Genomic DNA, 26,996 nt, shown 5'->3' with positions numbered 1-26,996 from the left:
CTCCTTTTTCGTCATTGCCGGGCGTCGGCCACGGGGGTGTTGTTCTGCATGGAGACCCTGGGGGGCGGATTGGTTCCGGTGTTCTCCCAAAGCGCGTCGGTGGCTGCGATGAAGGCCAGAAAGCAGATGACCCACAACACCACCGGGCCGGCCGCGCCTTTGAGTTCGAACTGGAAGAACTTGATCTCGATGGGGTCGCGTGCGAACACGTCCAGCACGGCCACCACCGAAAATGCCGAGATGGCCCCCATGGCCAGCCCGAGCGTGCCGGCCGGGTGCTGACGGATCATGTCGAGAAACCAGCTCTCAGGCACTACCTGCGGGGCCAGCATGCTCAGCACCAGAAAGCCGAAGAAGAAGGTGGTCCAGACGCCGGTACCGATGATCACGCCGAGGGTGGCGTAGCGTTTCATGCGTTGGTGGCGCGTTTCCGGCGTGGTCGGTGGGTCGGGTGATTCGGCCATGGTGAGCTCCAGTCAGGCGTCGGGGCGGCTGTGTCCGCATGAGCATAGAAGCGTATCGGCGCCCCTGTCCACGAATACGGGCCGATGGCATGTGCCATCGGCCCAGGGGGCGTATGGCGAATCAGACTCCGGGCATCCTCATCGGCAGCGCGCCAAAGACCTTGGTGCCCACCTCGTTGTACTCACCGAACTCGGCGCCCAGACCGACCCCGGCAGAGAAGGTGAAGCCGGCGAGTTCTTCCTGCGCTTTCTTCCTGGGGTCGAAGTAGGTGTACCAGGCACCGCCGCCGAGACTGATCACGCCGCTGACCGAGGTGGTGATGCCTTGGGTGGCGCCGGTTTCGAACGGCACCTTCCAGAAGCCCAGGCTGGCCGTGCCATCGACCCCGATCGACACGCCCTTGGACAGACCGCCCGCCGCATAGGGCCGGATCTTGCCGTTCCCGGTGTTGATCGCCAGGCCGACCTCCGCGTTCAGACCGCCGATGATCGACACATCCCCACCGACGCCGACAGATACTTCCTCGTAGCCGAGCTTCTTGCCCACTTCGATGGCGCGCATGAACCCCGGCTGCTGAACCAGCATGTCGAGCAGGGCGCCCCAGTCCTTCTTGACAAAGGCGCTTCGGAAGGCGCGCATCTTCTCCTTGTTGCCCGTCATGCCTTTCAGAAACACTTCGGCGGCCTCCTTGAGCTGGCCGCCGCTGGGCATCGCAGCGCGGGCAGCGGCCTTGATGTCGAAGGGCGGTGCGCAGTACTTGCCGGACTTGAGGCCGAACAGGCTGGCGAGCATGTTCTTCACCTTGGGCGGCTGTTTGGCCTGCCGGTAGCCAGCGTCGCAGCCGAAGTTGCCTTTGACCGGTTTGCACATGTTGGTGGACGCCGCGCCAATGCCGTCCCGCTTGAAGCCGTCCGGGCAGGACTTGCAGCGCCCCAAGTGATTGAACTGCCCGTCCGGACAGCCGTTGGGCTGACCGTTGTACCTTGCGCTTTTGAAGGGGCCTTTGAATGGATGGCCGCGCTGATGGCAGGCTTTGGGATGATCGAGCGGTTTGAGCGAGCGCGTGTAGCCGTTGGGGCACACCCAGCACTTGCCCTTGGACAGGAAGTTCTGACCGCCCGGGCACAGGAGCTTCCCGGCTTTGCCGCGATCGACCGGCTTGATCTTGCTGCAGGGGTGCTCGCCAAACCCGCCGCACCCCGGGGTGACGTCGTTGCCCGGACGCACGATCGGGGCAGGCCGCGGTGGCGGTGTGATGATAGGCGTCGGCTGGGGGGACGGCTCGACCACCGGGTAGTCGGTACCGGCCAGTTCGGTCTTGTAGGCCTCGGCGTCATCCAGGTCGACCGGCGCCAGCTCATAGCGCATGGGGCCGATCGCGGTCTGCACCGTGACCTCGATGCGACCGTGAGGGCGCAACTGTCCATCGAACGTGCCCTGCAAGGGCAGGTCTGCGCCGGTGTAGTGCCCGGTGTCGAGCCGGCGGAAATCGCGGATCACCACCATGCCGGGCTGGATCTGATAGAGGCCGGCATGCAGCCATGGATCGACCGCATACACGCGACCGGCCTCGATGCGCACCTGTTTGTTGATGGTGTTGATTCGCCAGGTGCCATCGACCGGGGTGACCTCTTCTGAGGCAATTGAGTCTTTGGTCGGCAGCGTTGCGGGTACCGGGACGCAGCCCGAGAGCATGAGCATCAGGACGACCAGCGCCGCCCAGAGGCGTGGCTGGCCGAGGGGAGTGGAATGGGTTCTCATTGTTCTTGTTCCTCTGAGGTGGGCTCGATTGCGGGCACCGTGGCCGTGGGAGCGTCCGAGGTCCGGCAGATTGCCGGAGACACGCTCCCGTCTTCTTGTAGGAATGATCGAGTCTTGTTCATCAGGCACGTCCTCGGCTGTGGTGATCGGGCGCGATGCGACGTCGGCAGCGCGTTGACGTGTTCGATGATGGGGAAGTAACGCGTTTGTATGAATGGGGTCAAGACCCCAATCCGTCTGTGCGTCCGATGTCGATGCAGGCTCGGGTGCCGTGCCCGGCGCGCGAGGCGAGACTGAAGCGCAGACCTTGCGCCTCGCACAGTGCCCGCACGATACCCAGGCCCAGCCCGTGCCCGTGGCTGTCAGACGGGCCGCGGATGCCGTCGGACTGCACTGCGCTGAGCGTGGCCGGACCCATGCCGCGGCCGTTGTCCATGACCAGATAGTGCACGCCCCCGGCGCGACGCCGGAAGAAAACACGAATACGCGTGGCGTTGGCGTGTGACAGTGCGTTGCTGATGAGGTTGGTCATGGCGCGCATGGTAGGCAGCGGGTCTACGTGAATCGTGGCCTCGTGGGCGACGACCCTGAAGTCGATACCTCTGGCGCGCGCATCGTCGGCGAACATCTGCTCGATCATCGCCGCGAACGTCAGCGTGCTGATGGCCTCGCGTGCGCCGTCCACATGGCCGCCATCATCGGCCTCGTCGCGTGTCTGCGTCAGGTGTTCGTCAAGATAGGCCCGCGCGAGGCTGTCAATGTAATCTACCGCGCGGTCGAGCTTGTCGGCGTCCGGACCTTCGTTGTCACGCTTGAGCTGGGCAATGGCGATGCGCAGGGACGCGATCGGTTGCTTGAGGTCGTGGGACACCGAGGCGAGTTGCTCGCGATGCTGGCCCGCCACCTGGCGGGCCCGTTCATAGTCGTGCTCGGCACGGGTGAGCGCGAGTTGCATTTCGGCTTCGGCCCGGGCTGCCTCGAGTGCCCGGCGCTGTGCCGCGTCCTTTTCGCGCTCGGCGGCATAGGCCTGCCAGATGACGATGGTGAGTGCAAAACCGACGGTGAGCAGCATGAGCAGCCGGTTGATGACGACCAGCGTATCCGGGGTGAAATCGAAGAAGAGCCAGTGGCATGCATAGACGGCGACAGCGCTGCCGCCGACGGCAAACGGAAACGCCCGGATGACGCCGCGCAGCCGTGTATCGGGCGTCTGCCAGGTGAGCGGGGGCAGGGTCTGCGCAATGAGCATGGTGAAGTAGAGCAGGTTGGCCGGGATCCACATCAGATTCAGCGGAATGCGCTTGAGCCACAGCGCGCTGCTGATGCACAGGCTGGCTGACGCGATGGCCAGCCAGCGGGCCGGTGCGCGGAAGCGGACGAGCGGATGCGGCGCTTCGAGGCGAATCGAAATCAGCCAGTACCCGTAGGCGGTGACCCCGGTGAGGATGATGAAGGGCAGGGCCCACAGCACGAAGTCGCTCGGGCCGATCAGATGCGCCAGCATGCCGTCGCCTGCCGCGGTGCTGAGCGCCATCAATACCGTGAGCACCACATATCCCAGCCATTTGGGTTGCCGATAGGCGGCGACGATCGCGGCGGAGAAGGCCGCCACGGTGAGCAGGAAGGTATAGAAAACGATGTCGCCGGCACCGACGGTGGCCCCCGGGGAGAACGCCAGCGCCGGCAAGGGCAGGCAGGCCAGTGCGCCGAGCGTCACGGCGAATCGGTGCGAGTCCTGAGAGGGGATATGGCGAAGCCGTCGAATCATGGGGTCACCGAGCGGGTTGGGCGCATGCGCCGGTGACTGATTGTGTTTCGCCTGAGGCGCGCGGGGCATGGGGTGCTGACCCCATTTGCGCCCCTCATGTGGGATCGATCAGGCCGTCCTTGAGCGCCCGGGCCATGAGCTGGGCAGCCGAGTGGACGTCAAGTTTGGTCATGAGGCTGGTGCGGTGTTTGTCGACGGTCTTGGGGCTGATGTTGAGCACGCCAGCCATTTCCTTGTTGGTCTTGCCGGACACCACCATGTTGAGGATCTGGCGCTCCCGGTCGGTGAGCGTGGCCGCCTGCTTGCCGCGCGCGATCATGTCGTTGAACTCGGGGGCGATGTGGCGGCCGCCGCGAAGAATGAGCGGCAGCTTGTCGATCATGTCGGCCACCGGGCTACCCTTGCTGAACAGGGCGTCCACGCCCGATTCGACCACCGTCGCGATCAGGCCGGGCGAGGTGATGCCGGTAAATACGATGATGCGGGTCTCGGGGCTCCAGCGGCGGATGTCGTGGATGATCTCGACCCCACTGGCCATGGGCATGGAGATATCGAGGAACAGCAGTGCCGGCTTGTGGGCCTTGACCCTGGCGATGGCGCTGAGGCCATCCTCGGCGGTGGCGACGCGATCGTAACGGTGGCCGAACTGCTCGCTCGCCTGGGCGAGCAGACTGTCGATGGCGTCGCGAATGATCTGGTGGTCGTCGGCAATGACGACGGTGACGGGTTCCGTATGGGATGGGGTGTGCACGGTCACCAAGCCCTTCGGTTGTACGTAGCCGGCAGTATGGCATCTTTGTTGCGCCGACCCAACGCAGTCCGGCTTTCCGTGCTCCCCTCCGCTCTTGGGGGAACGACCTGAGTCAGGTGGGCGCCGTTCGGCGGCTCCGAAACAAAGTGCCCAAGGCGACACCGGAACTGATACGTTTGTCGATGCGTAAAGGGTAGTTTTCCCGGCAGGGGTTCAAAACGGCTGCTTTGAGCCGTAGGTAGCAGGGTGATAAAGGGAGTCGAGGCTGTGCTGATGAAAAGAAGCTTGGGGTTGGGGCTGGTCATTCTGGTGTGCGCCGCCGGAATCTCCACGGCCCATGCAGCGCAGTGCGCTGAGCATCGCCCCATCAATGTGGGCGTGGTGCCACAGCAGGCCCCAAGTGATCTGGCCAAGGCCTGGCTGCCGATTCTGGCAAGCATCTCCGAGCGCACGGGGTGTGCTTTTCGATTCGCCACGGCGCCGACCATCCCCGAGTTCGAAAAACGGGTGAGTCAGGGCGACTACGACATCGCCTACATGAACCCGTATCACTACACCGTGTTCAGCAAGAATCCGGGTTATGTCGCGTTCGCCAAGGAAAAGGGCCGAAAACTCAAGGGCTTGCTGGTGGCGGCCAAGGCGAGCCAGATCAATCGGATGGAAGACCTCAATGGTATGAAGGTGGCGTTTCCGTCGCCGGCGGCATTCGCGGCCACCATCATCCCGATTGCCGAAATGAAAGCGGCGGGCGTCGAGGTGACGCCCACCTATGTCTCGTCCCACGATTCGGTTTACCTGAACGTCTCGCGCGGTTTCTACGCCGGTGGCGGCGGGATTGTGCGCACGCTCAATGCCATGAGCCCTGAGGTGCGCGACAAGCTCAAGGTCATCTGGGAAAGCAAGGCCTATGCGCCCCACGCGTTCGCTGCGCTGCCGGGCTTGACGCCGGCTGTGACCCAGGCCTTCTTCAACGGGATGGCGTCGCTGAGCAACACCGAGGCGGGTCAGGGGATGCTGCGCGTGTTGCGCTTCAAGGGGATCGAGGCGGCCACCGATAGCGAGTGGGATTCGATCCGGGCGCTGAACCTGGATCTGATCAGATTGGGCGATCCCAAGTGATGGCGTCGGCCGGATGAAACTGGCGAACCTCTCTTTTCGCTGGAAGGCCATTTTCGGCATTGCGCTGATCGAGGCCATCGCCCTGAGCATGACCATTACGGCGGCGCTGGGGCAGATGGAGCGAGGGCAGACTCGCCTGATTCGCGAGAGCGGCGCAACGGCCATCGATCTGTATTCGGCCGCCATCTCGGACGCACTGATTTCCAGCGACCTGGCCAAGATCGAGGCGGTGACGCATGACATGGTCGACCGTGGTGCGGCACGCATGGTGCGCGTGTTCGATCTCGATGGCAGGGTCGTGGTCGCCCATGGCGACAGGGACGCCCTGACCCACAAGTTCGATGTCGACAATGTCCCGCTCGATCCGGACGGCATTTTCGAGATGACCGAGCCGATCACGGCGGGTGAAGCCACCATCGGCCGGGTCGAAATCGGCATCGATAACACCGAGGCGAGGGCGGAGCTGACGCGTGCGCGTGAGCTTGCCGCGCTTGCAGCCGTCACCGGAATGGTGCTGGCGGCGCTGTTTTCCTGGCTGCTGGGAGGATGGCTGGCCCGTAGCATTTCGGGGCTGGCCGAGGCGGCCGGGCGCATTGCCAAGGGTGAGTTGGGCGCGCGTGCCCCCGAGGCCGGGGAGAGCGAGGTTGTGTCCTTGGCGCATTCTTTCAACCTCATGTCGCGGGCACTTGAAAAGCGCGAAATCGAACGCGAGACCCTGCTGGTGCAGGCTGAAGAGGCCGCCGAGACGGCGCGGCAGGCGGACCGCGCAAAGAGCAGTTTTCTGGCGGCCATGAGCCACGAGATACGGACGCCACTGAACGGGGTCATCGGATTGGCTCGCATCATTGCCGACGAGGCCCGCACGCGCGGGCAGGCCGAACTGGTCGATCAGTTGGTGGTGGCCTCCGGGCAACTGCGGCGGGTGGTGGATGATGTGCTCGATTTTTCCAAGGTTGAAGCGGGTGCCTTGCAGTTGGAGCAAGACATCTTCAATCCATTGCGTGTGATCGAGGTGTGCGTGGCGGCCAGCCAGGTAACAGCGCGGGAAAGAGGCCTCGAGATCCGCCTCGTCAAGCGTGATGGCGGTACTCTGCCGGGCGCCGTGCTGGGCGATCAGACCCGGTTGTCGCAGATCATCAACAACTTCCTTTCCAACGCAGTGAAGTTCACGCCGGCTGGCGAGATCGAGGTGCGCATCGGCTGCGATCCGGGTGCAGACCGACGGGCCGTGTTGTGTCTTGAGGTTCAGGACAGCGGACCGGGGATCAATCCGGCTGACATTGAAAGTCTTTTCGAACCGTTCAAACAGGCGGATGCCAGCATCAATCGGCGCCATGGCGGCACCGGGCTCGGGCTGACGATCAGTCGGGGGCTGGCCGATGCCATGGGCGGGCAGGTGGGATGTTTCAATGCCGCCGGTGGCGGCGCGGTGTTCTGGCTGCGCATACCGTTCGAGATCGCCGACGTTGAAGCGCCCGAAGACGTCGCCGTCGAGACCGGCGAGGCGAGCCGTCTGGATGGCGTTCGCGTGCTGGTGGTGGACGACAATCCGATCAATCGCACCGTGGCGTTGCGGCTGCTCGAGCGCGTCGGTGCCATGGTGGAGAGTGCGTCCGGCGGCGAAGAGGCGGTGACCCTTGCGACCGCGCACCCCTATCAGGTGGTGCTCATGGATTTACAGATGCCGGAGGTCGATGGCAAGAGTGCCACGCGCCGCATCCTCGACGCCCTTGGGGGAAAAGCCCCGAAAATCATCGCGCTCACCGCAAACGCGCTGCAGGAGGAGCGGCGCGAATGCCTTGCCATGGGCATGGTCGACTACCTCACCAAGCCTTTCAATGCGGCGAAGGTGGTCAGTACGGTGCGCGACCACATTGGGGGATCGAGCCTCAAGGCCGTGTCGGTGTCAGCGGCCTGTGCATCGAGCGAAGCAGGACAGTCTCCTGATCACGAAGAGGTATTGGCGTGTAAAGAACTGGATGTGGACGGTGCTGTCGCCCGGTTTGGCGGCGATGAACCCCTGTTTCGGGAGTCGCTTGAAGAAAACCGCAGTCTGCTCGGCGAGCAGATGGCGATGTTGCCCCTGACCCTGGAGGGCGCCTCGTCCGCCAGTCGAGACAGCCTGCGTCAGCACGTGCACTCCCTCAAAGGCGTGCTGCTGAGTCTTGGCTTGACGCGCCTCGGCGAGGACTTGCAAAACATTGAGCACATGTTGCGCAGCGATCAGGGGGATCCTGCGCGGATCACCGCGCTGCTCGGCGCCATGCCGACGCGTTTCGATCAGGCGTTGCGGGAGATCGATGCCTATCTGGCGGCCTGATCGGCACTGCCGGGTGAGAGGAAAAAGCGTTCGGCGAGGTGGCGGATAGCCTCCTGGCGTTCGTTGTCGTCATCGATGCGGCGCCCGCCGAGCCGGCTCCAGGCCGGGTGTGCCCGGGCAAGTTCGATCTCGTCGGGTAGCGCACCCTCGGTCCACTGCTGAACCGGCGCGGTACTCAGGTCGATGGGACCGGTCGCCGCGTGGCCGCGTCCGCTCAATGCACCCAGCAGTGCCTGCTGACGCGCCGCCAGCACCCGCAAAATGGCGTCGTCCACGGTCAGCTCACGCTCCCCGGTCAGCTTTCCCTTGATCCGGTCGCCAAAGTTGCTGATGCTCTGCCACGTGCCGCCAATCAGCGCACCCAGCGCCGCGGCGGCGCCCAGCGTCAAACCCCCGGCGATCAGGTCGATGCCCACCCCGGCTGCAGCACCGGCTGCCGCACCCTTGCCGACACTGACGCCCATGACGCGGAGCGTTTCGGCGCTGAACAGGTCGTCTTCCCAGCGGCCGTCGAGCAGTGGCAACTGCGCGGCGATGACATCATTGCGATTGAAACCGTAGAGATCGAGCAGGGCGTCCACGCAGTGCTGCTCGCGCTGGCGAACGTCAGCGTGCAGCTGTTTGACAGCCTGGGCAATAACCTCGTCGTCGGCGGACACCTGTCGCCGACTGGCAGCGACGTCGATGACGAGTTCAGCCACCAATCGCGTGGCTGCATGACGGCGATGCATCTCGTCGGTGGCACGGCTATCAATCAACTGGTCCAGCGCGGGACGTTGTGAAGGCAGCAAGGTGGCCAGAGCCTCGTAAAGGCGTCGCTCACCGTCTGCTTCCGGCGTCACGGTATCGAAGCGAATCTGTGCGTGCAGGCCGACCCGCGACAGCATGTCGCGCCAGGCACCTTCATGGTTCAGCGGCGCGTTGACGAAGTTGAGCACCGGCAGCAAGGGCCGCGCGCAGTAGGAGAGGAGGGTCAGTTCGTCGCGATGCTTGGGCAGTACCGGGTCGCGCACGTCAATGACGTAAAACCCGGCATCGCTCTGCATGAGCTGCCGCAAGACCTTGGCCTCCTGCTCGAATCGGCCCACCGCCTCTGCGCTGGCGAGAAAACGGTTGAGGCGATCCGGACCGTCGAGTCGCTCGGCGGGCGGGGCCAGCGTATCGAGGTAATCGAGCAAGGCGATGGCGTCTTCCATCCCCGGCGTATCAAACAGCGTTGCCACCGGACGGCCATCGGCCAGCAGCTGTGCGCCCTCGACATGGCGGGTGGTGCTGGGCCGATCCGAGACCTCGCCGAACTGCGTGTCCCGCAGCAGTGTGCGCAGCAGTGACGTCTTGCCGGTGTTGGTGTGACCGACCACGGCAATGTTCAGACCGTCATTCATCGTCGGCCTCCAGCCATTGTCGTGCTTCATTCTCATCAACAAACAGATCCGTCTCGGCAATACCGAGTTCAAGCAGCACTTCACGCCACAGGTCGGCACGTGCGCCGTGACCGCGCATCCATACCGCCATCACGTCGGTGTAGCGGCTCAGCTCGGCCATCAAGGCGCGGGAACCGCGGTCGGGTGACAGGCGGGTGTCGATGGCAACCAACAGTCGGTGCACCGGGTGGGTCGAGAGCTGATCGAGGGTCTCGCGGCGCTCGTCGCGGCTATCCAGACGTCCGCCCAGCTGCGTGGGGGGCCAGTGTTCCGGCGGCCAAGTCAGGTCGGGCCCGAGTTCAAGTGCGACCCCAAGTTGTCGTGCGCCAGCGTGGTGTTCCACATGCCCGGTCCTGAACTGCGGCAAGCTGCCCGGGGCCGCATCTGTGACGATAGCGCCTTCCGAGGCTGGCATGAGAGCACGTGCAAGCCGCGCATGGCCGGGTTCTTCCACATCGAGGCGAAAGCCCTCGGTGAATGTGCGCCATCGCCATGAGCACCACAGCCACAACATGGCACGGGGGATGACTCCATACAGGATCAGGGCCGAGATCAACCACAAGGACCATACTTGCCGATCGCCGGTCGCTGGATCAGGCCCCGCTGCGCGCATCACCATATCGGCATTCGGCATGCTGAGTCCGAACACACGGGGCAGTGCGCCCAGGCCATCGACCAGACCGACGAACACGTCCCGGGACAGAATGGTGGTCTCCCAGGTAAAGTCGTAGCGCCGGGTGGAGAGCATGACGAGCAGGGTAATGAGGGCGCTTGTGAGGGTGAGCAGCCACATGCCGTGACTCAGCCGGCCCAGCCAGGCCGGGACCATACGGCCACGTCGAGCGATCGATAAACCCGCCTCTGGCAGCCAGGCATCACCATGGCGGCGCCCGAGCCATTGAGTGACCGAGAGCCAGAGCCGACCGGCAAGCGAGCCATGGCCCAGCCCCGGCAAGGCAAGTCCGGCAAACCACGCGATCAAGGTGAGGGAGTGGATGCCGAGTAGTCCGCCGAGCGCCCAGACGACATTCACCGGCCGCTGCCCATCACCCAGCACGGACGCCCCGAGGCTGGTGCCGGCGAGCACTGCCAGAATCGCAATCACCATACCGGCCCACCGCGCCTGCTGCGACCAATCGACAAGCCGTTGTCGCAGGCCGCCTTTGTCGATATCGAGTGCCAGCGCACGATGGCACAGCCGCGCCTCCAGGTCACCGCCAGCAGCACGCGCCGCCCGATTGGCGGCTGCGTCTTCCAGCGGCCCGACATGCGCCTCGCGAAGTCGGGTCGCTTCAGCAAGCCAGCGGGCTTCAAAGGGGGTGAGTGCGTGTCTTGTCACTGAATGGCGGGATACCTGAAATTCGGGAGCCATAGCATAACGCGAGGCCGGGTAACGCCGGGAACAAGGTGAGCGGGCAACGTAAATAGTTGATTCTTCGTCGTTGGCTGGTGTAGAATCGCGGGCTTTCCTTCGCTCCACCGGGCACGCATGACCGGGGGGCTACTTTGTTGGTAACCACGAGGAGTGTGCATGCGCCACTACGAAATCGTCTTTATCGTCCACCCGGACCAGTCTGAGCAGGTTCCGGCCATGGTCGAGCGCTACCGTTCGGTCGTCGAGACCAAGGGTGGTGTGATCCACCGTCTGGAAGACTGGGGCCGCCGTCAACTGGCTTACCCGATCCAGAAAATCCACAAGGCACACTACGTGCTGATGAACATCGAAGCCGACAAGGACACCCTTGCCGAGCTCGAGCATGCTTTCAAGTTCAACGATGCCGTGCTTCGTCACCTGACCGTGACCATGAAGAAGGCCGTGACCGAGCCGTCCCCGATGATGAAGGACGAGAAGTCGCGCTCCCTGACCGGCGGCAACAACGCTGACGACAGTGAAGAGTCGTCCGAGGAAGCTGCGACCGAGGAATAAGCCGGCGTGAGCAACACGCTGCGCATCGAGGGCCGATTGATTGAACTGGCGCCGATGCGATACACCCCCGCCGGGGTGCCGCTGATCAACTGCATTCTGGGGCATGCGTCCCGACAGGTTGAAAACGGTCTTGAGCGGGATGTGGAGTGCGAGTTGCCCGCAGTCGCAATCGGCGACATGGCCAGACAGCTGGCCGTCGCTGCATGTGGCTGGAAGCTTGAAGCAACCGGATTTCTTGCCGCGAAAAGCAAGCGAAGCAAGCTTCCGGTGTTGCATATAACGAACATCAAATTTTTGGAAGGAATCGACAATGGCTTTCAAACCCAAGAGTCGTAACCGTGGTGGCCGTAGCGGCGGTCTGTTCAAGCGCCGCAAGTTCTGCCGCTTCACTGCGGAGAAGATTGAAGAAATCGATTACAAGGATGTTGACCTGCTGAAGGACTTCATCACCGAAACCGGCAAAATCATGCCGGCTCGTATCACCGGTACCAAGGCCGGCTACCAGCGTCAGCTGGGCACTGCCGTCAAGCGCGCCCGTTTCCTGGCGCTGCTGCCTTACACCGACCTGCACAAGTAATCGGGAGAGAGCAACATGCAAATCATTCTGCTCGAAAAGGTCGGCAAGCTCGGCAATCTGGGTGACGTGGTCAAGGTCAAGGATGGCTACGCACGCAACTTCCTGATCCCGCAAGGCAAGGCCAAGCGCGCGACCGAGGCCAACATGGCCGAGTTCGAAGCCCGCCGTGCCGAACTTGAAAAGGCTCAGGCAGACAAGCTGGCTGCTGCTCAGGCAATCGCCGAGAAGCTCGAAGGTCTGATGGTTCAGATCACTCGCAACGCCGGTATGGACGGCCGTCTGTTCGGCTCCGTCAACAACGCTGACGTGGCCGACGCGCTGGAAGCCCAGGGTTTTGAAATCGACCGCAGCACCATCCGCATGCCGGACGGCCCGCTGAAGTCCGTGGGTGACGTTCAGCTGGACGTGGCTCTGCACTCCGACGTGGTGACGACCATCACCGTGTCTGTGCTGGGCGAGACGCAGTAAGTCTTCGCGCTCACCGAAAAAGGGCTGCCATGTGCAGCCCTTTTTTGTTTTTGATTAGGCACAATGGGCTCCATGAATTCGATGCAACTAGACCCGGAAATCGCAGCGCTCAAGCTACCCCCGCATTCGCTCGAAGCCGAGCAGTCTCTGTTGGGCGGCCTGCTGCTCGACAACGCGGCGTGGGACAAGGTCGCTGACCTTGTCAGCGAAGTGGACTTCTATCGTGATGATCACAGGCGCATTTTCAAGCACATCGCCCGATTGATCGAGATGGGAAAGCCCGCCGACGTGGTGACTGTCTTCGAGTCGCTTCAGAAGGGTGGCGAGGACGAACAGGCGGGTGGGCTCGCCTACCTCGGTGAGATCGCGAATAACACCCCCTCGGCGGCGAACATTCGTCGCTACGGAGAGATCGTGCGGGAGCGCGCCATTCTGCGCGCTCTGGTGACGGTCGGTGACGAAATCGCGGCGAGCGCACTCACGCCCTCTGGCAAAGATGCTTCGACCTTGCTGGATGAGGCAGAAGCCCGGGTCTTCGAGATCGCGGAGGCGGGCGCACGCAGTCAGGCCGGTTTTGTGCCGATCCAGCCGATTCTGGGGCAGGTCGTCGATCGGATTCAGGAACTCTACGACCGGGACTCCCCGGCAGAGACAACCGGAGTCCCGACAGGTTTGTCCGACCTGGATGAAATGACCTCGGGGCTTCACGCAACCGACATGATTGTCGTCGCAGGTCGCCCCGGTATGGGTAAGACCACCTTTGCGCTCAACGTTGCCGAACATATCGCCGTCGAGAGCAAGCTGCCTGTGGCCATTTTTTCAATGGAGATGCCGGGGACCCAGTTGGCGAACCGATTTATTTCCTCGGTCGGGCGGCTTGATCAGTCTCGTCTCAAGACAGGGAAGTTGACTGACGATGATTGGCAGCGATTGACCTACGCCCTCGGGAAGTTGCATGAAGCGCCCATCTACATCGACGAGACGCCCGGTCTCAACCCGATCGATCTGCGCGCCAGGGCGCGCAGACTGCATCGACAGTTCGGCAAACTGGGTCTGATTGTTATCGATTACCTGCAGCTGATGACTTCCCTCAAGCAAAGCGATAACCGGGCAGCTGAGCTGTCCGAGATATCCCGCTCGATCAAGGGGCTGGCGAAGGAATTGAAAGTGCCCATCATGGCACTCTCTCAGCTCAATCGAAGCCTTGAACAGCGGCCCAACAAGCGTCCTGTGATGTCGGATCTTCGTGAATCCGGTGCTATCGAGCAGGATGCAGACATCATCATGTTCGTGTATCGGGACGAGATCTATAACCCGGATTCCCCGGACAAGGGCTCGGCGGAACTGATCATTGGTAAGCACAGGAATGGTCCGACCGGAGTAGTGCGCATGACGTTTATCGGTGAGTACACCCGGTTCGAAAACTTCGTCGGTCAGCCAGAATATTGAGCTTTCCTGAAGGTTTTTTCGTGGGGTGTTGACACGTACGAATTAGTGTCTATAATTCGCCCCTCTTCGCGCTTCGGCGGTGTTTTCGGAGCGGGGGTAACGGCCAACGGGGCGCTGAAATTTAAGTGATCTGGGGGTTGACGAAGTGAGGTGGCTCTGACAGAATCTCGCTTCTTCGCTGAACGGCAACAAGTTGTTCGGCGGCTCTTTAAAAATTTGGACAACCGATAGGTGTGGGTGCTTGGTCTTGTTGGGCACAGTAGCTTCGGCTACATGAGTTTCAAAAAGATTGAGTATTCATGTCAGTTTTTTGACTTTGAGTACTAACAGGTATTGAACTTAAGAGTTTGATCCTGGCTCAGATTGAACGCTGGCGGCATGCTTTACACATGCAAGTCGAACGGTAGCGGGGAGAGCTTGCTCTCTGCCGACGAGTGGCGAACGGGTGAGTAATGCATCGGAACGTACCTAGTTGTGGGGGATAGCCCGGCGAAAGCCGGATTAATACCGCATACGCCCTTTGGGGGAAAGCGGGGGATCTTCGGACCTCGCGCAATTGGAGCGGCCGATGTCGGATTAGCTAGTAGGTGGGGTAATGGCTCACCTAGGCGACGATCCGTAGCTGGTCTGAGAGGATGATCAGCCACACTGGGACTGAGACACGGCCCAGACTCCTACGGGAGGCAGCAGTGGGGAATTTTGGACAATGGGCGAAAGCCTGATCCAGCCATGCCGCGTGAGTGAAGAAGGCCTTCGGGTTGTAAAGCTCTTTCAGGTGAGAAGAAATGGCGCTGTCTAATACATGGCGTCGATGACGGTACCACCAGAAGAAGCACCGGCTAACTACGTGCCAGCAGCCGCGGTAATACGTAGGGTGCGAGCGTTAATCGGAATTACTGGGCGTAAAGCGTGCGCAGGCGGTTGTGTAAGACAGGTGTGAAATCCCCGGGCTTAACCTGGGAACTGCGCTTGTGACTGCACGGCTAGAGTACGGTAGAGGGGGGTGGAATTCCACGTGTAGCAGTGAAATGCGTAGAGATGTGGAGGAACACCGATGGCGAAGGCAGCCCCCTGGGCCTGTACTGACGCTCATGCACGAAAGCGTGGGGAGCAAACAGGATTAGATACCCTGGTAGTCCACGCCCTAAACGATGTCGACTAGTTGTTCGGAGAGGAAACTTTCTGAGTAACGCAGCTAACGCGTGAAGTCGACCGCCTGGGGAGTACGGTCGCAAGATTAAAACTCAAAGGAATTGACGGGGACCCGCACAAGCGGTGGATGATGTGGATTAATTCGATGCAACGCGAAAAACCTTACCTACCCTTGACATGCCAGGAACTTTCCAGAGATGGATTGGTGCCTTCGGGAACCTGGACACAGGTGCTGCATGGCTGTCGTCAGCTCGTGTCGTGAGATGTTGGGTTAAGTCCCGCAACGAGCGCAACCCTTGTCATTAGTTGCCATCATTAAGTTGGGCACTCTAATGAGACTGCCGGTGACAAACCGGAGGAAGGTGGGGATGACGTCAAGTCATCATGGCCCTTATGGGTAGGGCTTCACACGTCATACAATGGTCGGTACAGAGGGTTGCCAAGCCGCGAGGTGGAGCTAATCCCAGAAAGCCGATCGTAGTCCGGATCGTAGTCTGCAACTCGACTGCGTGAAGTCGGAATCGCTAGTAATCGCGGATCAGAATGCCGCGGTGAATACGTTCCCGGGTCTTGTACACACCGCCCGTCACACCATGGGAGTGGGTTTCACCAGAAGTAGGTAGCTTAACCTTCGGGAGGGCGCTTACCACGGTGAGATTCATGACTGGGGTGAAGTCGTAACAAGGTAGCCGTAGGGGAACCTGCGGCTGGATCACCTCCTTTCCAGAGAAAGCCCCTCGGGGCCAAGTATCCACAACCTATCGGTTGTTCAATGTGTAAGCTCGCGCACCCGAGAAGTGGGGTCTGTAGCTCAGCCGGTTAGAGCACCGTCTTGATAAGGCGGGGGTCGTTGGTTCGAACCCAACCAGACCCACCAAAGCATCAAGTTGGGGGATTAGCTCAGCTGGGAGAGCACCTGCTTTGCAAGCAGGGGGTCGTCGGTTCGATCCCGTCATCCTCCACCATTCAATTGGTGTTGTTCGGTTGTTCAACTCTTCGAGTGTGCGGTGAAGCGTCAGCAGTGTTGCCTGTGAATGATTGGAGGCGATAGTGCTGACGTTTTACCCTGGTCTTCGGATCAGGTGCGTTCTTTAACAATTAGGAAGAAAAGTCGAATGATCGTCGGTTCGTAAGAACTGGCGAGTCACACAGTAGTAAATTTATTTATGGTGTGTGATTGCATCGTTTCCTGTCTGCTTGCGAACCAGCGGCAGGTGGGAAGCACAACAACTTGAGACGTTTGAAGTTCTCCTGTAGCGGAGTCTTTGTCGGAAGGCAGAGCTCAAGGTTATAGGATCAAGCGACTAAGTGCATGTGGTGGATGCCTTGGCGATCACAGGCGATGAAGGACGTGTAAGCCTGCGAAAAGCTGCGGGGAGCTGGCAATAGAGCTTTGATCCGCAGATGTCCGAATGGGGAAACCCACCTCTTATGAGGTATCCCTGGCTGAATACATAGGCCAGTGGAGGCGAACGCGGCGAACTGAAACATCTAAGTAGCCGTAGGAAAAGAAATCAACCGAGATTCCCGAAGTAGCGGCGAGCGAACCGGGACCAGCCTGTACGACTAAACCAGTGATTCAACAAAACGGGATGGAAAGCCCGGCCATAGAAGGTGATAGCCCTGTATGTGAAGGGTCGCTGGCGGGTCTAAGCGTACGACAAGTAGGGCGGGACACGTGAAATCCTGTCTGAAGATGGGGGGACCATCCTCCAAGGCTAAATACTCGTGATCGACCGATAGTGAACCAGTACCGTGAGGGAAAGGCGAAAAGAACCCCGGGAGGGGAGTGAAATAGAACCTGAAACCGCATGCATACAAACAGTGGGAGCCTCCTTTGAGGGGTGACTGCGTACCTTTTGTATAATGGGTCAGCGACTTACGTTCAGTTGCAAGCTTAACCGAATAGGGGAGGCGTAGCGAAAGCGAGTCTGATAAGGGCGCTTTAGTAGCTGGATGTAGACCCGAAACCAGATGATCTATCCATGGCCAGGATGAAGGTGCGGTAACACGCACTGGAGGTCCGAACCCACTAATGTTGAAAAATTAGGGGATGAGCTGTGGATAGGGGTGAAAGGCCAAACAAATCTGGAAATAGCTGGTTCTCCCCGAAAACTATTTAGGTAGTGCGTCGTGCGGACACTTCCGGGGGTAGAGCACTGTCATCGTTGGGGGGGTCACTGCGATTTACCCCGCGATAGCAAACTCCGAATACCGGAAAGTGATACACGGCAGACAGACAGCGGGTGCTAACGTCCGTTGTCAAGAGGGAAACAACCCAGACCGCCAGCTAAGGTCCCAAATGATCAGTTAAGTGGTAAACGAGGTGGGAAGGCACAGACAGCTAGGAGGTTGGCTTAGAAGCAGCCACCCTTTAAAGAAAGCGTAATAGCTCACTAGTCGAGTCGTCCTGCGCGGAAGATGTAACGGGGCTCAAACTGATAACCGAAGCTGCGGATGCGTACTTGTACGCATGGTAGGGGAGCGTTCTGTAAGCCTGCGAAGGTGTCTCGTAAGGGATGCTGGAGGTATCAGAAGTGCGAATGCTGACATGAGTAGCGATAAAGGGTGTGAAAAGCACCCTCGCCGAAAACCCAAGGTTTCCTGCGCAACGTTCATCGGCGCAGGGTGAGTCGGCCCCTAAGGCGAGGCAGAAATGCGTAGTCGATGGGAAACAGGTCAATATTCCTGTACCGATTTTGGATGCGATGGGGGGACGGAGAAGGTTAGGCCAGCCGGGTGTTGGATGTCCCGGTTCAAGCGTGTAGTCGTGCCTGGTAGGCAAATCCGCCAGGCTTAGATGAGGCGTGATAACGAGGAGTCATTGACTCTGAAGTGGTTGATACCAAGCTTCCAGGAAAAGCCTCTAAGCTTCAGTCCAAAATCGACCGTACCGCAAACCGACACAGGTGGGTAGGTTGAAAATACCAAGGCGCTTGAGAGAACTCAGGAGAAGGAACTCGGCAAATTGACACCGTAACTTCGGGAGAAGGTGTGCCTCTTGTATGTGAAGCCCCTGCGGGTGGAGCAGAAGGAGGCCGCAGAGAATCGGTGGCTGCGACTGTTTATTAAAAACACAGCACTCTGCAAACACGAAAGTGGACGTATAGGGTGTGACGCCTGCCCGGTGCCGGAAGGTTAAGTGATGGGGTGCAAGCTCTTGATCGAAGCCCCGGTAAACGGCGGCCGTAACTATAACGGTCCTAAGGTAGCGAAATTCCTTGTCGGGTAAGTTCCGACCTGCACGAATGGCGTAACGATGGCCACACTGTCTCCTCCTGAGACTCAGCGAAGTTGAAATGGTTGTGAAGATGCAATCTCCCCGCGGCTAGACGGAAAGACCCCATGAACCTTTACTGTAGCTTTGCATTGGACTTTGACGTCACTTGTGTAGGATAGGTGGGAGGCTTTGAAGCGGTAACGCCAGTTATCGTGGAGCCAACCTTGAAATACCACCCTGGTGTCGTTGAGGTTCTAACCTAGGCCCGTGAATCCGGGTCGGGGACCGTGCATGGTGGGCAGTTTGACTGGGGCGGTCTCCTCCTAAAGGGTAACGGAGGAGTACGAAGGTCTCCTAGGTACGGTCGGACATCGTACTGATAGTGCAATGGCAAAAGGAGGCTTGACTGCGAGACCCACAAGTCGAGCAGGTGCGAAAGCAGGTCATAGTGATCCGGTGGTTCTGTATGGAAGGGCCATCGCTCAACGGATAAAAGGTACTCTGGGGATAACAGGCTGATTCCGCCCAAGAGTTCACATCGACGGCGGAGTTTGGCACCTCGATGTCGGCTCATCACATCCTGGGGCTGTAGCCGGTCCCAAGGGTATGGCTGTTCGCCATTTAAAGTGGTACGTGAGCTGGGTTTAAAACGTCGTGAGACAGTTTGGTCCCTATCTGCCGTGGGCGCTGGAAGTTTGAGAGGGCCTGCTCCTAGTACGAGAGGACCGGAGTGGACGCACCTCTGGTGTACCGGTTGTCACGCCAGTGGCATCGCCGGGTAGCTAAGTGCGGAAGAGATAACCGCTGAAAGCATCTAAGCGGGAAACTCGCCTCAAGATGAGACTTCCCTCGTGACTCGATCACGCTCAAGGGTCGTCCAAGACCAGGACGTTGATAGGTCGGGTGTGGAAGCGCAGTAATGCGTTAAGCTAACCGATACTAATTGCCCGTGAGGCTTGATCCTATAACCTTGAGAACAACAAATATCTCAAAGACGCAATCACACACAACACGCTGTGTTTCGACTTGATCTTCCGAATTCGTCAGGATGGACTAATCCCATCCCGACAACGATCAAAGTCTGACGACAATAGCATTCTGGAACCACCCCTTCCCATCCCGAACAGGACCGTGAAACGGAATCGCGCCGATGATAGTGCCCATTGCGGGTGTGAAAGTAGGTCATCGTCAGACTAACTACTCAAAACCCCTGCTACACAACCGTAGCAGGGGTTTTTTATTGACACTACGATTCGAAATCAAACTAAAAACTTGACGCATGAATGCGTAAACCCTCGTGTTGCAGACTGTGTCGATGACGGGAGAGATCGCGTATGCTTGGATTCCGAAATGACCGCATATCAGGATTTTCTCGTGAGCAACCCATTCAAGCCGCTTCGTCTCGTTGTACTGTCGTTGGCCTTGTTGCAGCCCGCGGCAAGCTTTGCGGACCAGTTGCCGCGCGTCGAACTGCGAACGGGAATGTTTCGGATTTCGGCGGAGGTGGCGGCTGACTACACGAATCGGGCGACCGGGTTGATGAACCGCTCTGTAATGCCCTCGCATGAAGGCATGATTTTCGTCTACCCCGAAAAGGCAATTCACTGCATGTGGATGAAAAACACCCTGATTCCTTTATCGGTCGCCTTTCTGGATGACAACGGTGTCGTCATCAATGTCGAAGAGATGCTGCCGCAGACTGAAGACAATCATTGTGCCAAGGCGCCGGCACGCTTCGCGCTCGAAATGAATGCGGGTTGGTTTCGGTCGAAGAATATTGGTAGTGGAGCGGTCATCAAAGGGATCGAGAAGCTCCCCGCCGCGGAATAGTTGCGCATACCGGGTGCTTGAGGTCTTGGGCCTTGAAGCCTGAAATGACCGCTTTTTACCTGTCTTATCTACCCGGACTCATGGCCTGACGCGTCTGATAATGCCTCCATTCAATGCTCCGCCGGGGCATTGTGTTGGATGAGCGGAGCGCAGGGTGGCCGAAGAGAGCGATCTCGAGAAGACAGAGGACCCCACACCACGACGGTTGGAACAGGCCCGGGAAGAGGGGCAGGTTCCGCAATCGCGTGAGCTTTCGACCTTCCTGGTCATGATGGCGGGTGTCGTCGTCATGTGGGTGACGGGGCAGTGGATCTCAGGTCGTGTCGTTACCCTTGTCAAATCCGGTCTGAGCTTTGATGCGGCCGCCGCAATGGACAGCACGCGTATGGTGCTGATGTTGCAGGAGATCCTGACTCAGGCGTTATTAACCGTCGCTCCGCTTTTCTTCGTCCTGATGATTGCTGCTGTGGGCGCACCGATCCTCATGGGGGGGCTTGTTTTTGCCCCCAAGGCCCTGGGTTTCAAGTTTGAACGCATGAATCCGCTGAAAGGCCTGGAGCGTATGTTCTCGGTCCATGGTCTTGCGGAACTGGTCAAGGCCTTGCTCAAGGCGCTTCTTGTGGGCGGGATTGGCGCCTGGTCCATCTGGCGTGAAAAAGACCACATCATGTCGCTGATGACGCAGCCGCTGAACATCAGCCTTCCTGATTTTGCCGAGACGGTGCTCTTTTCTGCATTACTCATCGTCACCAGCCTGGCATTGCTGGCACTTCTCGATGTTCCCTTTCAACTGTGGCAATACCACAAGAAGCTGCGCATGACGAAAGAGGAAGTGCGCAAGGAAATGAAAGAGACCGAGGGCGATCCGCAGATCAAGGCGCGTATCCGAAGTGCCCAGCGTGAGATGGCACGTCGCCGGATGATGTCCGAAGTCCCGACCGCGGACGTGGTTGTGACCAACCCGACGCATTTCGCCGTTGCGCTAAAGTATGACGCTGATCGCATGGGTGCGCCGATGGTGGTTGCCAAAGGCGCCGATGCGCTTGCCCAGAAGATTCGCGAACTGGCGCGCGAGAACAATGTGCCGCTGCTGGAGGCCCCCCCATTGGCGCGTGCGCTTTTCAAGCATTGCGAACTGGAGCAGACCGTGCCAGCCGTTTTGTACACGGCTGTGGCTGAAGTGATGGCCTATATCTACCAGCTCAACCACTGGATGGAAAACGGTGGCCTGCCACCGGCTGAGCCGACGGCGCTGCAGGTTCCTCCAGATATGGATCCCGGGCCTTCGCCCGCGTGATGCGCGTGACTCTTGGCTGAATCGAACATGGAAAACACGTTCAATCTACGTTCCCTGATCTCTCCGGTGGTGCTGCGCCAGATGTCGGCACCCATCCTCATCATCATGATTCTCGCGATGATGGTGTTGCCGTTGCCGGCGTTTTTGCTGGATCTGTTTTTCACCTTCAACATTTCCATGTCCATCATGGTGATGCTGGTGGCGATGTATACGAAGCGTCCGCTCGATTTTTCGGTGTTCCCCACGGTCTTGCTGGTGACCACATTGCTGCGTCTGAGCCTGAACGTCGCGTCGACCCGAATCGTCTTGCTCGACGGACACACTGGCGCTGATGCGGCCGGCAAGGTGATCGAGGCCTTTGGCTACTTCCTTGTGGGCGGGAACACGGCGGTCGGTCTCGTGGTGTTCACGATCCTTACCGTGATCAACTTCGTGGTCATTACCAAGGGCGCTGGGCGGATTGCGGAAGTGAGCGCTCGCTTTACCCTGGACGCGATGCCCGGTAAGCAAATGGCAATCGACGCCGACCTCAACGCCGGTCTGATTGATGAAAAGGAAGCCAAACAGCGCCGTATCGATATCAGTCAGGAATCGGATTTCTACGGGGCGATGGACGGTGCGTCCAAGTTCGTTCGTGGCGATGCGGTGGCGGGCATCCTGATCCTGTTGATCAACGTGGCTGGTGGTCTGGTGGTGGGCGTCATGCAGCACGACATGGCGCTCGCACAGGCGGCTGAAAACTACACCTTGCTCACCATCGGTGATGGTCTCGTTGCGCAGATTCCCGCGCTGATCATTTCCGTTGCGGCCGGTCTGGTGGTTTCGCGTGTGGGCGACGAGGGAGAGATTGGCGGGCAGGTAGTGCGTCAGATTTTCTCGAATCCGGTCATCATGATGCTCACCGCCGGCATTCTCGGCGTGCTTGGCCTGATCCCGGGTATGCCGAACCTGGTGTTCATTCTGCTCGCTTCGGTGTTTGGCGGCCTCGCCTGGTGGCGCATGAAGCATCCGCCAGAGGTGGAAGAGGAGATCAAGAAGCCCACGCCCGAAGCGGTGGCTCAGGCCACTGAAGCGTCGCAGGAGGCGAGCTGGAACGATGTGTCCGCGGTCGACGTGCTTGGTCTTGAAGTCGGTTATCGCCTCATCCCGATGGTCGACAAGGCGCAGGACGGCGAACTGCTCAAGAGGATTCGCGGGTTGCGCAAGAAGTTTGCCCAGGAAGTGGGTTTCCTGGCCGCGCCCGTCCACATTCGGGACAACCTGGAACTCAAACCGAATGCGTACCGCGTGGCCCTCAAGGGTGTGGAAGTGGGTAGCGGCGAGGCCTATCCGGGGCAGCTCCTGGCGATCAATCCGGGGCGCGTGTCCGGCACGCTGACCGGCCGCGATACAACCGACCCGGCATTCGGCCTGCCCGCTGTGTGGATCGACGCCGGGCAACGGGAGCAGGCGCACGCGCTGGGTTACACCGTGGTGGACGCGAGTACGGTGGTGGCGACGCATCTCAACCATGTCATCCTCGAACATGCTGCCGAGTTGCTGGGGCGTCAGGAGACGCAGGCCTTGCTCGATCACATTGGCAAGGAAGCGCCCAAGCTCGTCGAAGATCTTGTGCCCAAACAACTGCCCCTGGCTTCGGTGCAACGTGTGCTGCAGAACCTGCTCGAAGAAGGGGTCAATATCCGCGATACCCGCACCATCATCGAGACCCTGGCAGAACATGCGCCGCACGTTCAGGACGCACTGGAACTCACCACGCGGGTCCGTCAGGCGCTTGGCCGTGCCATCGTCCAGGGGCTTTTCCCCGGCCATTCCGAAGTTCAGGTGCTGGCACTGGATCCGTCCCTCGAGCGTGTGCTGATGCAGGCCGTCTCGGCGGGCGGTGGTGATGGTGGGGCGATCGAGCCCGGGCTTGCGGACACCTTGCTTCGTCAGACGGCCGAGTTGGCCGAGCGCCAGGAGAGCACGGGCCTGCCGCCGGTGCTGCTGGTGCCGGCGCCGCTGCGCTGGCTGCTGTCTCGCTTCCTGCGTCGGTCGGTGCCGTCGCTCAAGGTGGTGGCCAACACCGAGGTACCGGAGAACCGCATGATCCGCGTGACCGGGATGGTGGGTGCTCCGATCGCCTGACGGGGGACCATGTCCTTTTGAAAGAATAAGGGGGGCAGACCCCCTTTTTTCCGCCCTTTTGCTGGACAGGGTGCTCTCCATAATGAAGTCATGAAAAACGCGCCCGCCGTTTGGGCGTGACGGCTTCGGAGAGCCCCATGAACGTCAAGCGATATTTTGCCCAAACCGCCCGCGAGGCCCTGCGTCAGCTCAAGGAGGAGCTCGGTGCCGATGCCATCGTGCTGTCCAATCGGTCGGTGGACGGTGGTGTCGAAATCGTTGCGCTGCCAGCCGATGCGGTGGATCTGCTGCATCAGGCTGCGGCACCGAAGCCCGCGCCCAAGCCCAGGGTTCAGGCACCGGTTGCCCCGGTGGCCGTTCAGGTGGACGAGCAGGAGGCGGACGATGGGGATTACCGTCTTCAGCTCAGTGCCGCGCGTCGACGCCCGACACCTCAGCGTCCGACACCTCAAAGCGCAGCCCCTGAAGGGCGTGTGATTCGCCCGTTCAATCCGCCGCGAATCGAATCTGCGCGCGCCGATGCGAAGCGCCCCACGCTGGCTGAGCGCGCTGCGGCACAGGATGTCGAGTCGAAAGCGGCCCAGCGCTCCGGCAGCGATATGCAGCGGCCGGTAGCGGCCAGACCGGCGGCGAATCCGAGCAACGTTGAGCCGAAAGGCTTTGAGGAGTCCGCGCGGATTCGCGAGCTTCAGGCCGCCAACAAGCAGCTCATGGAAGAGATGGCCGGCATTCGGGGCATGCTCGAGCGTCAGCTTGCGGCCTTTGCCTGGGGCGAGCAGGGCCGTCAGGCGCCGGCGCGCACCCGCATGGTCGGTGAATTGCTCGAATGCGGTTTTTCAGCCCAACTGGCCCGCACCCTGTGTGAAGCGGTGGAGGCCGAGGCCGAGCTGGCGGCTGCGCGCAATGCCGTCAAGACGGCGCTCAATCGCAGCCTTCGTGCCATGTCGAATGACGCAGACGTCATCGACCGGGGTGGCGTATATGCGCTGGTCGGCCCGACCGGCGTCGGAAAAACCACCACGGCGGCCAAGCTCGCTGCCCGCTGCGTGGTGCGACATGGTGCCGACAAACTGGCCCTGATTACCACCGATGGCTACCGGATCGGAGCGCACGAGCAGCTGCGCATCTACGGCCGCATTCTGGGGGTGCCGGTGCACGTGGTGCGCGATGCGGCGGATCTGCGTCAGACACTGGCTGAACTGAAGAACAAGCACATGGTGCTGATCGACACGGTCGGCATGAGCCAGCGTGACCGCATGGTGGCCGAGCAAGCCGCCATGTTGTTGGGCGCCGGTAACGTCAAGCGGCTGCTGCTGCTCAATGCCACCAGCCGCGGCGACACGCTCGATGATGTGGTGCGTGCCTACGACGGCCCCGATCTGGCTGGTTGCATTCTCACCAAGGTGGATGAAGCCGCCTCATTGGCACCGGCCATCGACGTGGCAGTGCGCAACGACCTGGAAGTGTTCTACGTGGCCAATGGTCAGCGGGTGCCAGAAGATCTGCATCTGCCCAACCGCGCCTACTTGCTGCACCGGGCCCTCAAGGCCGTGGATGGCGACTCTCCCTATCACCTCAAGGGAGACGAAGCGGGATTGCTGATGGCCGGCGCCGGCCTGGGAGCCTGACATGATCGACGGCCGTGAAGATCAGGCAGCCGGCCTGCGTCGGCTGTTCAGAAAATCGCCGCCCACCGTGGTGGCCATGTTTGCCACGGGGCACAAGGCGCAGCTGTCCGCTGCCCGTGCGGTCACCGAGATCGGCAAGCAGGCGCATCGCGTGCTGGTGCTTGATGAAGCGGCGGGTGAAGCCAGTCTGGCGGATATCTGGGGCCATGCGCCGGCCAAAGACCTGTTGCACGTACTTGATGAGCGCGAGACGGTCGATGGCCTCGTGCTGCCCGTCGAGGGGCTGATGGGGCGTTTGCCCATCACCGCGGCGGCCATGGCCATGCCTTTGCTCGATGACGAGCGACGGGCCAGTCTGCTCGGCACCATCCGCCATCTGCAGCGGCGCACGCGATTCATGATGGTTCACGCCTCACCCGCGAGTCTGGATGCGCCGTCGCCTTTCGTGTTTGCAGCCCCCAAACGGCTGGTTGTCGTCGAAGCCAGCGGTCGTGGCGTCACCGAGGCCTACGCGTGCATCAAATCTCTCGCTGCGCTTGGCGCAGGTGCGGTGCATGTGGCCGTGGCGCGCGCCAAGGATCGCGCCGACGCGCGCAGCATGTTTGCCCGTCTTGAAGATCTCGTTCGCGCACGGGTGGGCATCCCCCTGGCGTGGGCCGGTGAAATCGAACGCGATGCGCTGGCGGACGCCTTGTTGCACGATGCCGGGCGTATGCCGCCGGCCGAAGCGGAGGCGGCCTTCCTGCGCCGGCTTCAAGGCTGGAAGCAGGGCGGATTGCAGTCGGCGCGCATGTGAATGGGAAATACGGGGAATAAATCGCCTTTTTCCACCCGTCGGTTTGCCGGGCAATGCGGAAAATGGGAACCATCGGGCTTCATGGCTTATGCCGCGAAGCGGTTTGAGCCCCCCACAGGGCATTGAGAAAAGACAGGTCAGCGAATGTATACCGCATCCGGCACTCTCGATCGGGACCAACTGGTGACGCACTATGCACCGCTGGTCAAGCGCATCGCCTATCACCTGATGGCCAAATTGCCGGCCAGTGTGCAGGTGGATGACATCATCCAGAACGGCATGATTGGCCTCCTGGACGCCATCAGTCGCTACGAAGAAGGCTTGGGCGCCCAGTTCGAAACCTATGCGGTGCAGCGTATCCGCGGATCGATGCTCGACGGCCTGCGTGAAAACGACTGGTTGCCGCGCAGCCTGCGTCGCGACATGCGTCGGATCGAAGGCGCCATCCACGAGCTTGAACAGACACACGGTCGTCCGCCGACGGAGAAGGAACTGGCCGACGCCATGGACATGACCCTGCCCGAGTATCAGAAGATGCTGCAGGACGCACGCGGGCATCAGCTGGTGTATTTCGAAGATTTCACCGAAGGCAGCGATGACGACTTTCTTGAGCGTCACGCCGCCGGGCATGAAGGCGACCCGCTGGATGCCTTGCTCGACCAGAACATGCGTGATGTGCTCGTTCAGGCCATTGACGATCTGCCCGAGCGCGAAAAGCTGGTCATGGGCCTGTATTACGAGGAAGACCTCAACCTGCGCGAGATCGGCGAAGTGCTGGGTGTGTCCGAGTCCCGCGTGTGCCAGTTGCACAGTCAGGCGGTCGCGCGCCTTCGTTCCCGCATTCACGGCACCAAGGCAGCGCCCAAGGCCCGCCGTGGCCGTCCGCCCAAGAGTGCCACCAAGGCGGCTTGAGCGGA

General features: G+C 60.6%; 19 protein-coding genes, 2 tRNA genes and 3 rRNA genes. 18 read left to right on the top strand and 6 right to left on the bottom strand.

Going from position 1 to position 26,996, the window contains the following annotated elements; translation table 11 throughout:
• Positions 1 to 11 precede the first annotated feature (11 nt).
• The 4 genes from J0W34_RS13775 to J0W34_RS13760 all read right to left on the bottom strand — a co-directional run bounded on the left by J0W34_RS13775 (position 12) and on the right by J0W34_RS13760 (position 4,751).
• Positions 12 to 464, bottom strand: a complete 453-nt coding sequence (locus tag J0W34_RS13775; RefSeq protein ID WP_230969152.1) for a hypothetical protein — start codon at positions 462 to 464, stop codon at positions 12 to 14.
• Between the two features lie 121 nt (positions 465 to 585).
• Positions 586 to 2,226, bottom strand: a complete 1,641-nt coding sequence (locus J0W34_RS13770) for a hypothetical protein (RefSeq protein ID WP_230969151.1) — start codon at positions 2,224 to 2,226, stop codon at positions 586 to 588.
• 220 nt (positions 2,227 to 2,446) lie between these two features.
• Complete coding sequence (locus tag J0W34_RS13765) at positions 2,447 to 3,994, bottom strand: sensor histidine kinase (RefSeq protein WP_230969150.1); 1,548 nt, start codon at positions 3,992 to 3,994, stop codon at positions 2,447 to 2,449.
• A gap of 94 nt (positions 3,995 to 4,088) precedes the next feature.
• Positions 4,089 to 4,751 carry a LuxR C-terminal-related transcriptional regulator gene (locus J0W34_RS13760; RefSeq protein WP_230969149.1) on the bottom strand — a complete coding sequence of 221 codons (663 nt, stop codon included), beginning with the start codon at positions 4,749 to 4,751 and terminating at the stop codon, positions 4,089 to 4,091.
• A gap of 267 nt (positions 4,752 to 5,018) precedes the next feature.
• Here J0W34_RS13760 and J0W34_RS13755 point away from each other — a divergent pair, with 267 nt between their 5' ends.
• Both J0W34_RS13755 and J0W34_RS13750 read left to right on the top strand, forming a co-directional pair.
• Entirely contained in the window at positions 5,019 to 5,864 is an 846-nt protein-coding gene (locus J0W34_RS13755) for a PhnD/SsuA/transferrin family substrate-binding protein (RefSeq protein WP_230969148.1), read from the top strand.
• Between the two features lie 13 nt (positions 5,865 to 5,877).
• Entirely contained in the window at positions 5,878 to 8,184 is a 2,307-nt protein-coding gene (locus tag J0W34_RS13750) for an ATP-binding protein (protein ID WP_230969147.1), read from the top strand.
• Here J0W34_RS13750 and J0W34_RS13745 read toward each other — a convergent pair.
• Positions 8,169 to 9,569 carry a GTPase/DUF3482 domain-containing protein gene (locus tag J0W34_RS13745; protein WP_230969146.1) on the bottom strand — a complete coding sequence of 467 codons (1,401 nt, stop codon included), beginning with the start codon at positions 9,567 to 9,569 and terminating at the stop codon, positions 8,169 to 8,171. The two genes, J0W34_RS13750 and J0W34_RS13745, sit on opposite strands and share 16 nt — an antisense overlap.
• A complete protein-coding gene (locus J0W34_RS13740; RefSeq protein ID WP_230969145.1) occupies positions 9,562 to 10,947 on the bottom strand; it encodes a DUF2868 domain-containing protein in 1,386 nt (461 codons plus the stop codon). Before J0W34_RS13740 ends, J0W34_RS13745 begins: the two co-directional genes overlap by 8 nt.
• A gap of 192 nt (positions 10,948 to 11,139) precedes the next feature.
• Here J0W34_RS13740 and rpsF point away from each other — a divergent pair, with 192 nt between their 5' ends.
• The 16 genes from rpsF to J0W34_RS13660 all read left to right on the top strand — a co-directional run bounded on the left by rpsF (position 11,140) and on the right by J0W34_RS13660 (position 26,991).
• On the top strand, positions 11,140 to 11,535 hold the full coding sequence (gene rpsF / locus J0W34_RS13735; protein ID WP_227817870.1) for a 30S ribosomal protein S6: 396 nt from the start codon (positions 11,140 to 11,142) through the stop codon (positions 11,533 to 11,535).
• Positions 11,536 to 11,541: 6 nt separating this feature from the next.
• Positions 11,542 to 11,871, top strand: coding sequence for a primosomal replication protein N (priB, locus tag J0W34_RS13730; protein ID WP_227817869.1), 330 nt, complete (start codon positions 11,542 to 11,544; stop codon positions 11,869 to 11,871).
• Positions 11,846 to 12,112 carry a 30S ribosomal protein S18 gene (gene rpsR / locus J0W34_RS13725; RefSeq protein ID WP_227817868.1) on the top strand — a complete coding sequence of 89 codons (267 nt, stop codon included), beginning with the start codon at positions 11,846 to 11,848 and terminating at the stop codon, positions 12,110 to 12,112. The genes priB and rpsR overlap by 26 nt, the downstream gene beginning before the upstream one ends.
• Positions 12,113 to 12,127: 15 nt before the next feature.
• Entirely contained in the window at positions 12,128 to 12,580 is a 453-nt protein-coding gene (gene rplI, locus J0W34_RS13720; RefSeq protein ID WP_227817867.1) for a 50S ribosomal protein L9, read from the top strand.
• A gap of 72 nt (positions 12,581 to 12,652) precedes the next feature.
• Entirely contained in the window at positions 12,653 to 14,029 is a 1,377-nt protein-coding gene (gene dnaB / locus J0W34_RS13715; protein WP_227817866.1) for a replicative DNA helicase, read from the top strand.
• A 335-nt stretch (positions 14,030 to 14,364) separates the two neighbouring features.
• A 16S ribosomal RNA gene (locus tag J0W34_RS13710) occupies positions 14,365 to 15,904 on the top strand.
• Between the two features lie 77 nt (positions 15,905 to 15,981).
• A tRNA-Ile gene (locus tag J0W34_RS13705) sits at positions 15,982 to 16,058 on the top strand.
• Positions 16,059 to 16,070: 12 nt separating this feature from the next.
• Positions 16,071 to 16,146, top strand: a tRNA-Ala gene (locus J0W34_RS13700).
• Between the two features lie 329 nt (positions 16,147 to 16,475).
• Positions 16,476 to 19,365: ribosomal RNA gene (locus J0W34_RS13695) — 23S ribosomal RNA — on the top strand.
• A 116-nt stretch (positions 19,366 to 19,481) separates the two neighbouring features.
• Positions 19,482 to 19,595 (top strand): 5S ribosomal RNA (gene rrf, locus J0W34_RS13690).
• Together the 16S, 23S and 5S rRNA genes with 2 tRNA genes alongside form the textbook arrangement of a ribosomal RNA operon.
• A gap of 156 nt (positions 19,596 to 19,751) precedes the next feature.
• Entirely contained in the window at positions 19,752 to 20,231 is a 480-nt protein-coding gene (locus tag J0W34_RS13685; RefSeq protein WP_321573674.1) for a DUF192 domain-containing protein, read from the top strand.
• Positions 20,232 to 20,385: 154 nt separating this feature from the next.
• Positions 20,386 to 21,528, top strand: coding sequence for a flagellar biosynthesis protein FlhB (gene flhB / locus J0W34_RS13680; protein ID WP_230969144.1), 1,143 nt, complete (start codon positions 20,386 to 20,388; stop codon positions 21,526 to 21,528).
• A gap of 27 nt (positions 21,529 to 21,555) precedes the next feature.
• Positions 21,556 to 23,655 (top strand): flagellar biosynthesis protein FlhA, encoded by a 2,100-nt coding sequence (gene flhA / locus J0W34_RS13675; protein ID WP_230969143.1) that lies wholly within the window; start codon positions 21,556 to 21,558, stop codon positions 23,653 to 23,655.
• Positions 23,656 to 23,792: 137 nt separating this feature from the next.
• Positions 23,793 to 25,283, top strand: a complete 1,491-nt coding sequence (gene flhF / locus J0W34_RS13670) for a flagellar biosynthesis protein FlhF (protein WP_230969142.1) — start codon at positions 23,793 to 23,795, stop codon at positions 25,281 to 25,283.
• A gap of 1 nt (position 25,284) precedes the next feature.
• Positions 25,285 to 26,079, top strand: a complete 795-nt coding sequence (locus tag J0W34_RS13665) for a MinD/ParA family ATP-binding protein (protein ID WP_230969141.1) — start codon at positions 25,285 to 25,287, stop codon at positions 26,077 to 26,079.
• A 144-nt stretch (positions 26,080 to 26,223) separates the two neighbouring features.
• A complete protein-coding gene (locus J0W34_RS13660) occupies positions 26,224 to 26,991 on the top strand; it encodes an RNA polymerase sigma factor FliA (RefSeq protein WP_227817463.1) in 768 nt (255 codons plus the stop codon).
• The last annotated feature ends 5 nt before the right edge of the window (positions 26,992 to 26,996 follow it).

The organism is Nitrogeniibacter aestuarii (genome assembly GCF_017309585.1).
In the GTDB taxonomy this organism is placed as follows: domain Bacteria; phylum Pseudomonadota; class Gammaproteobacteria; order Burkholderiales; family Rhodocyclaceae; genus Nitrogeniibacter; species Nitrogeniibacter aestuarii.
Note: the sequence above shows the minus strand (reverse complement) of the source record. Positions and strands in the feature narration are given on the sequence as shown.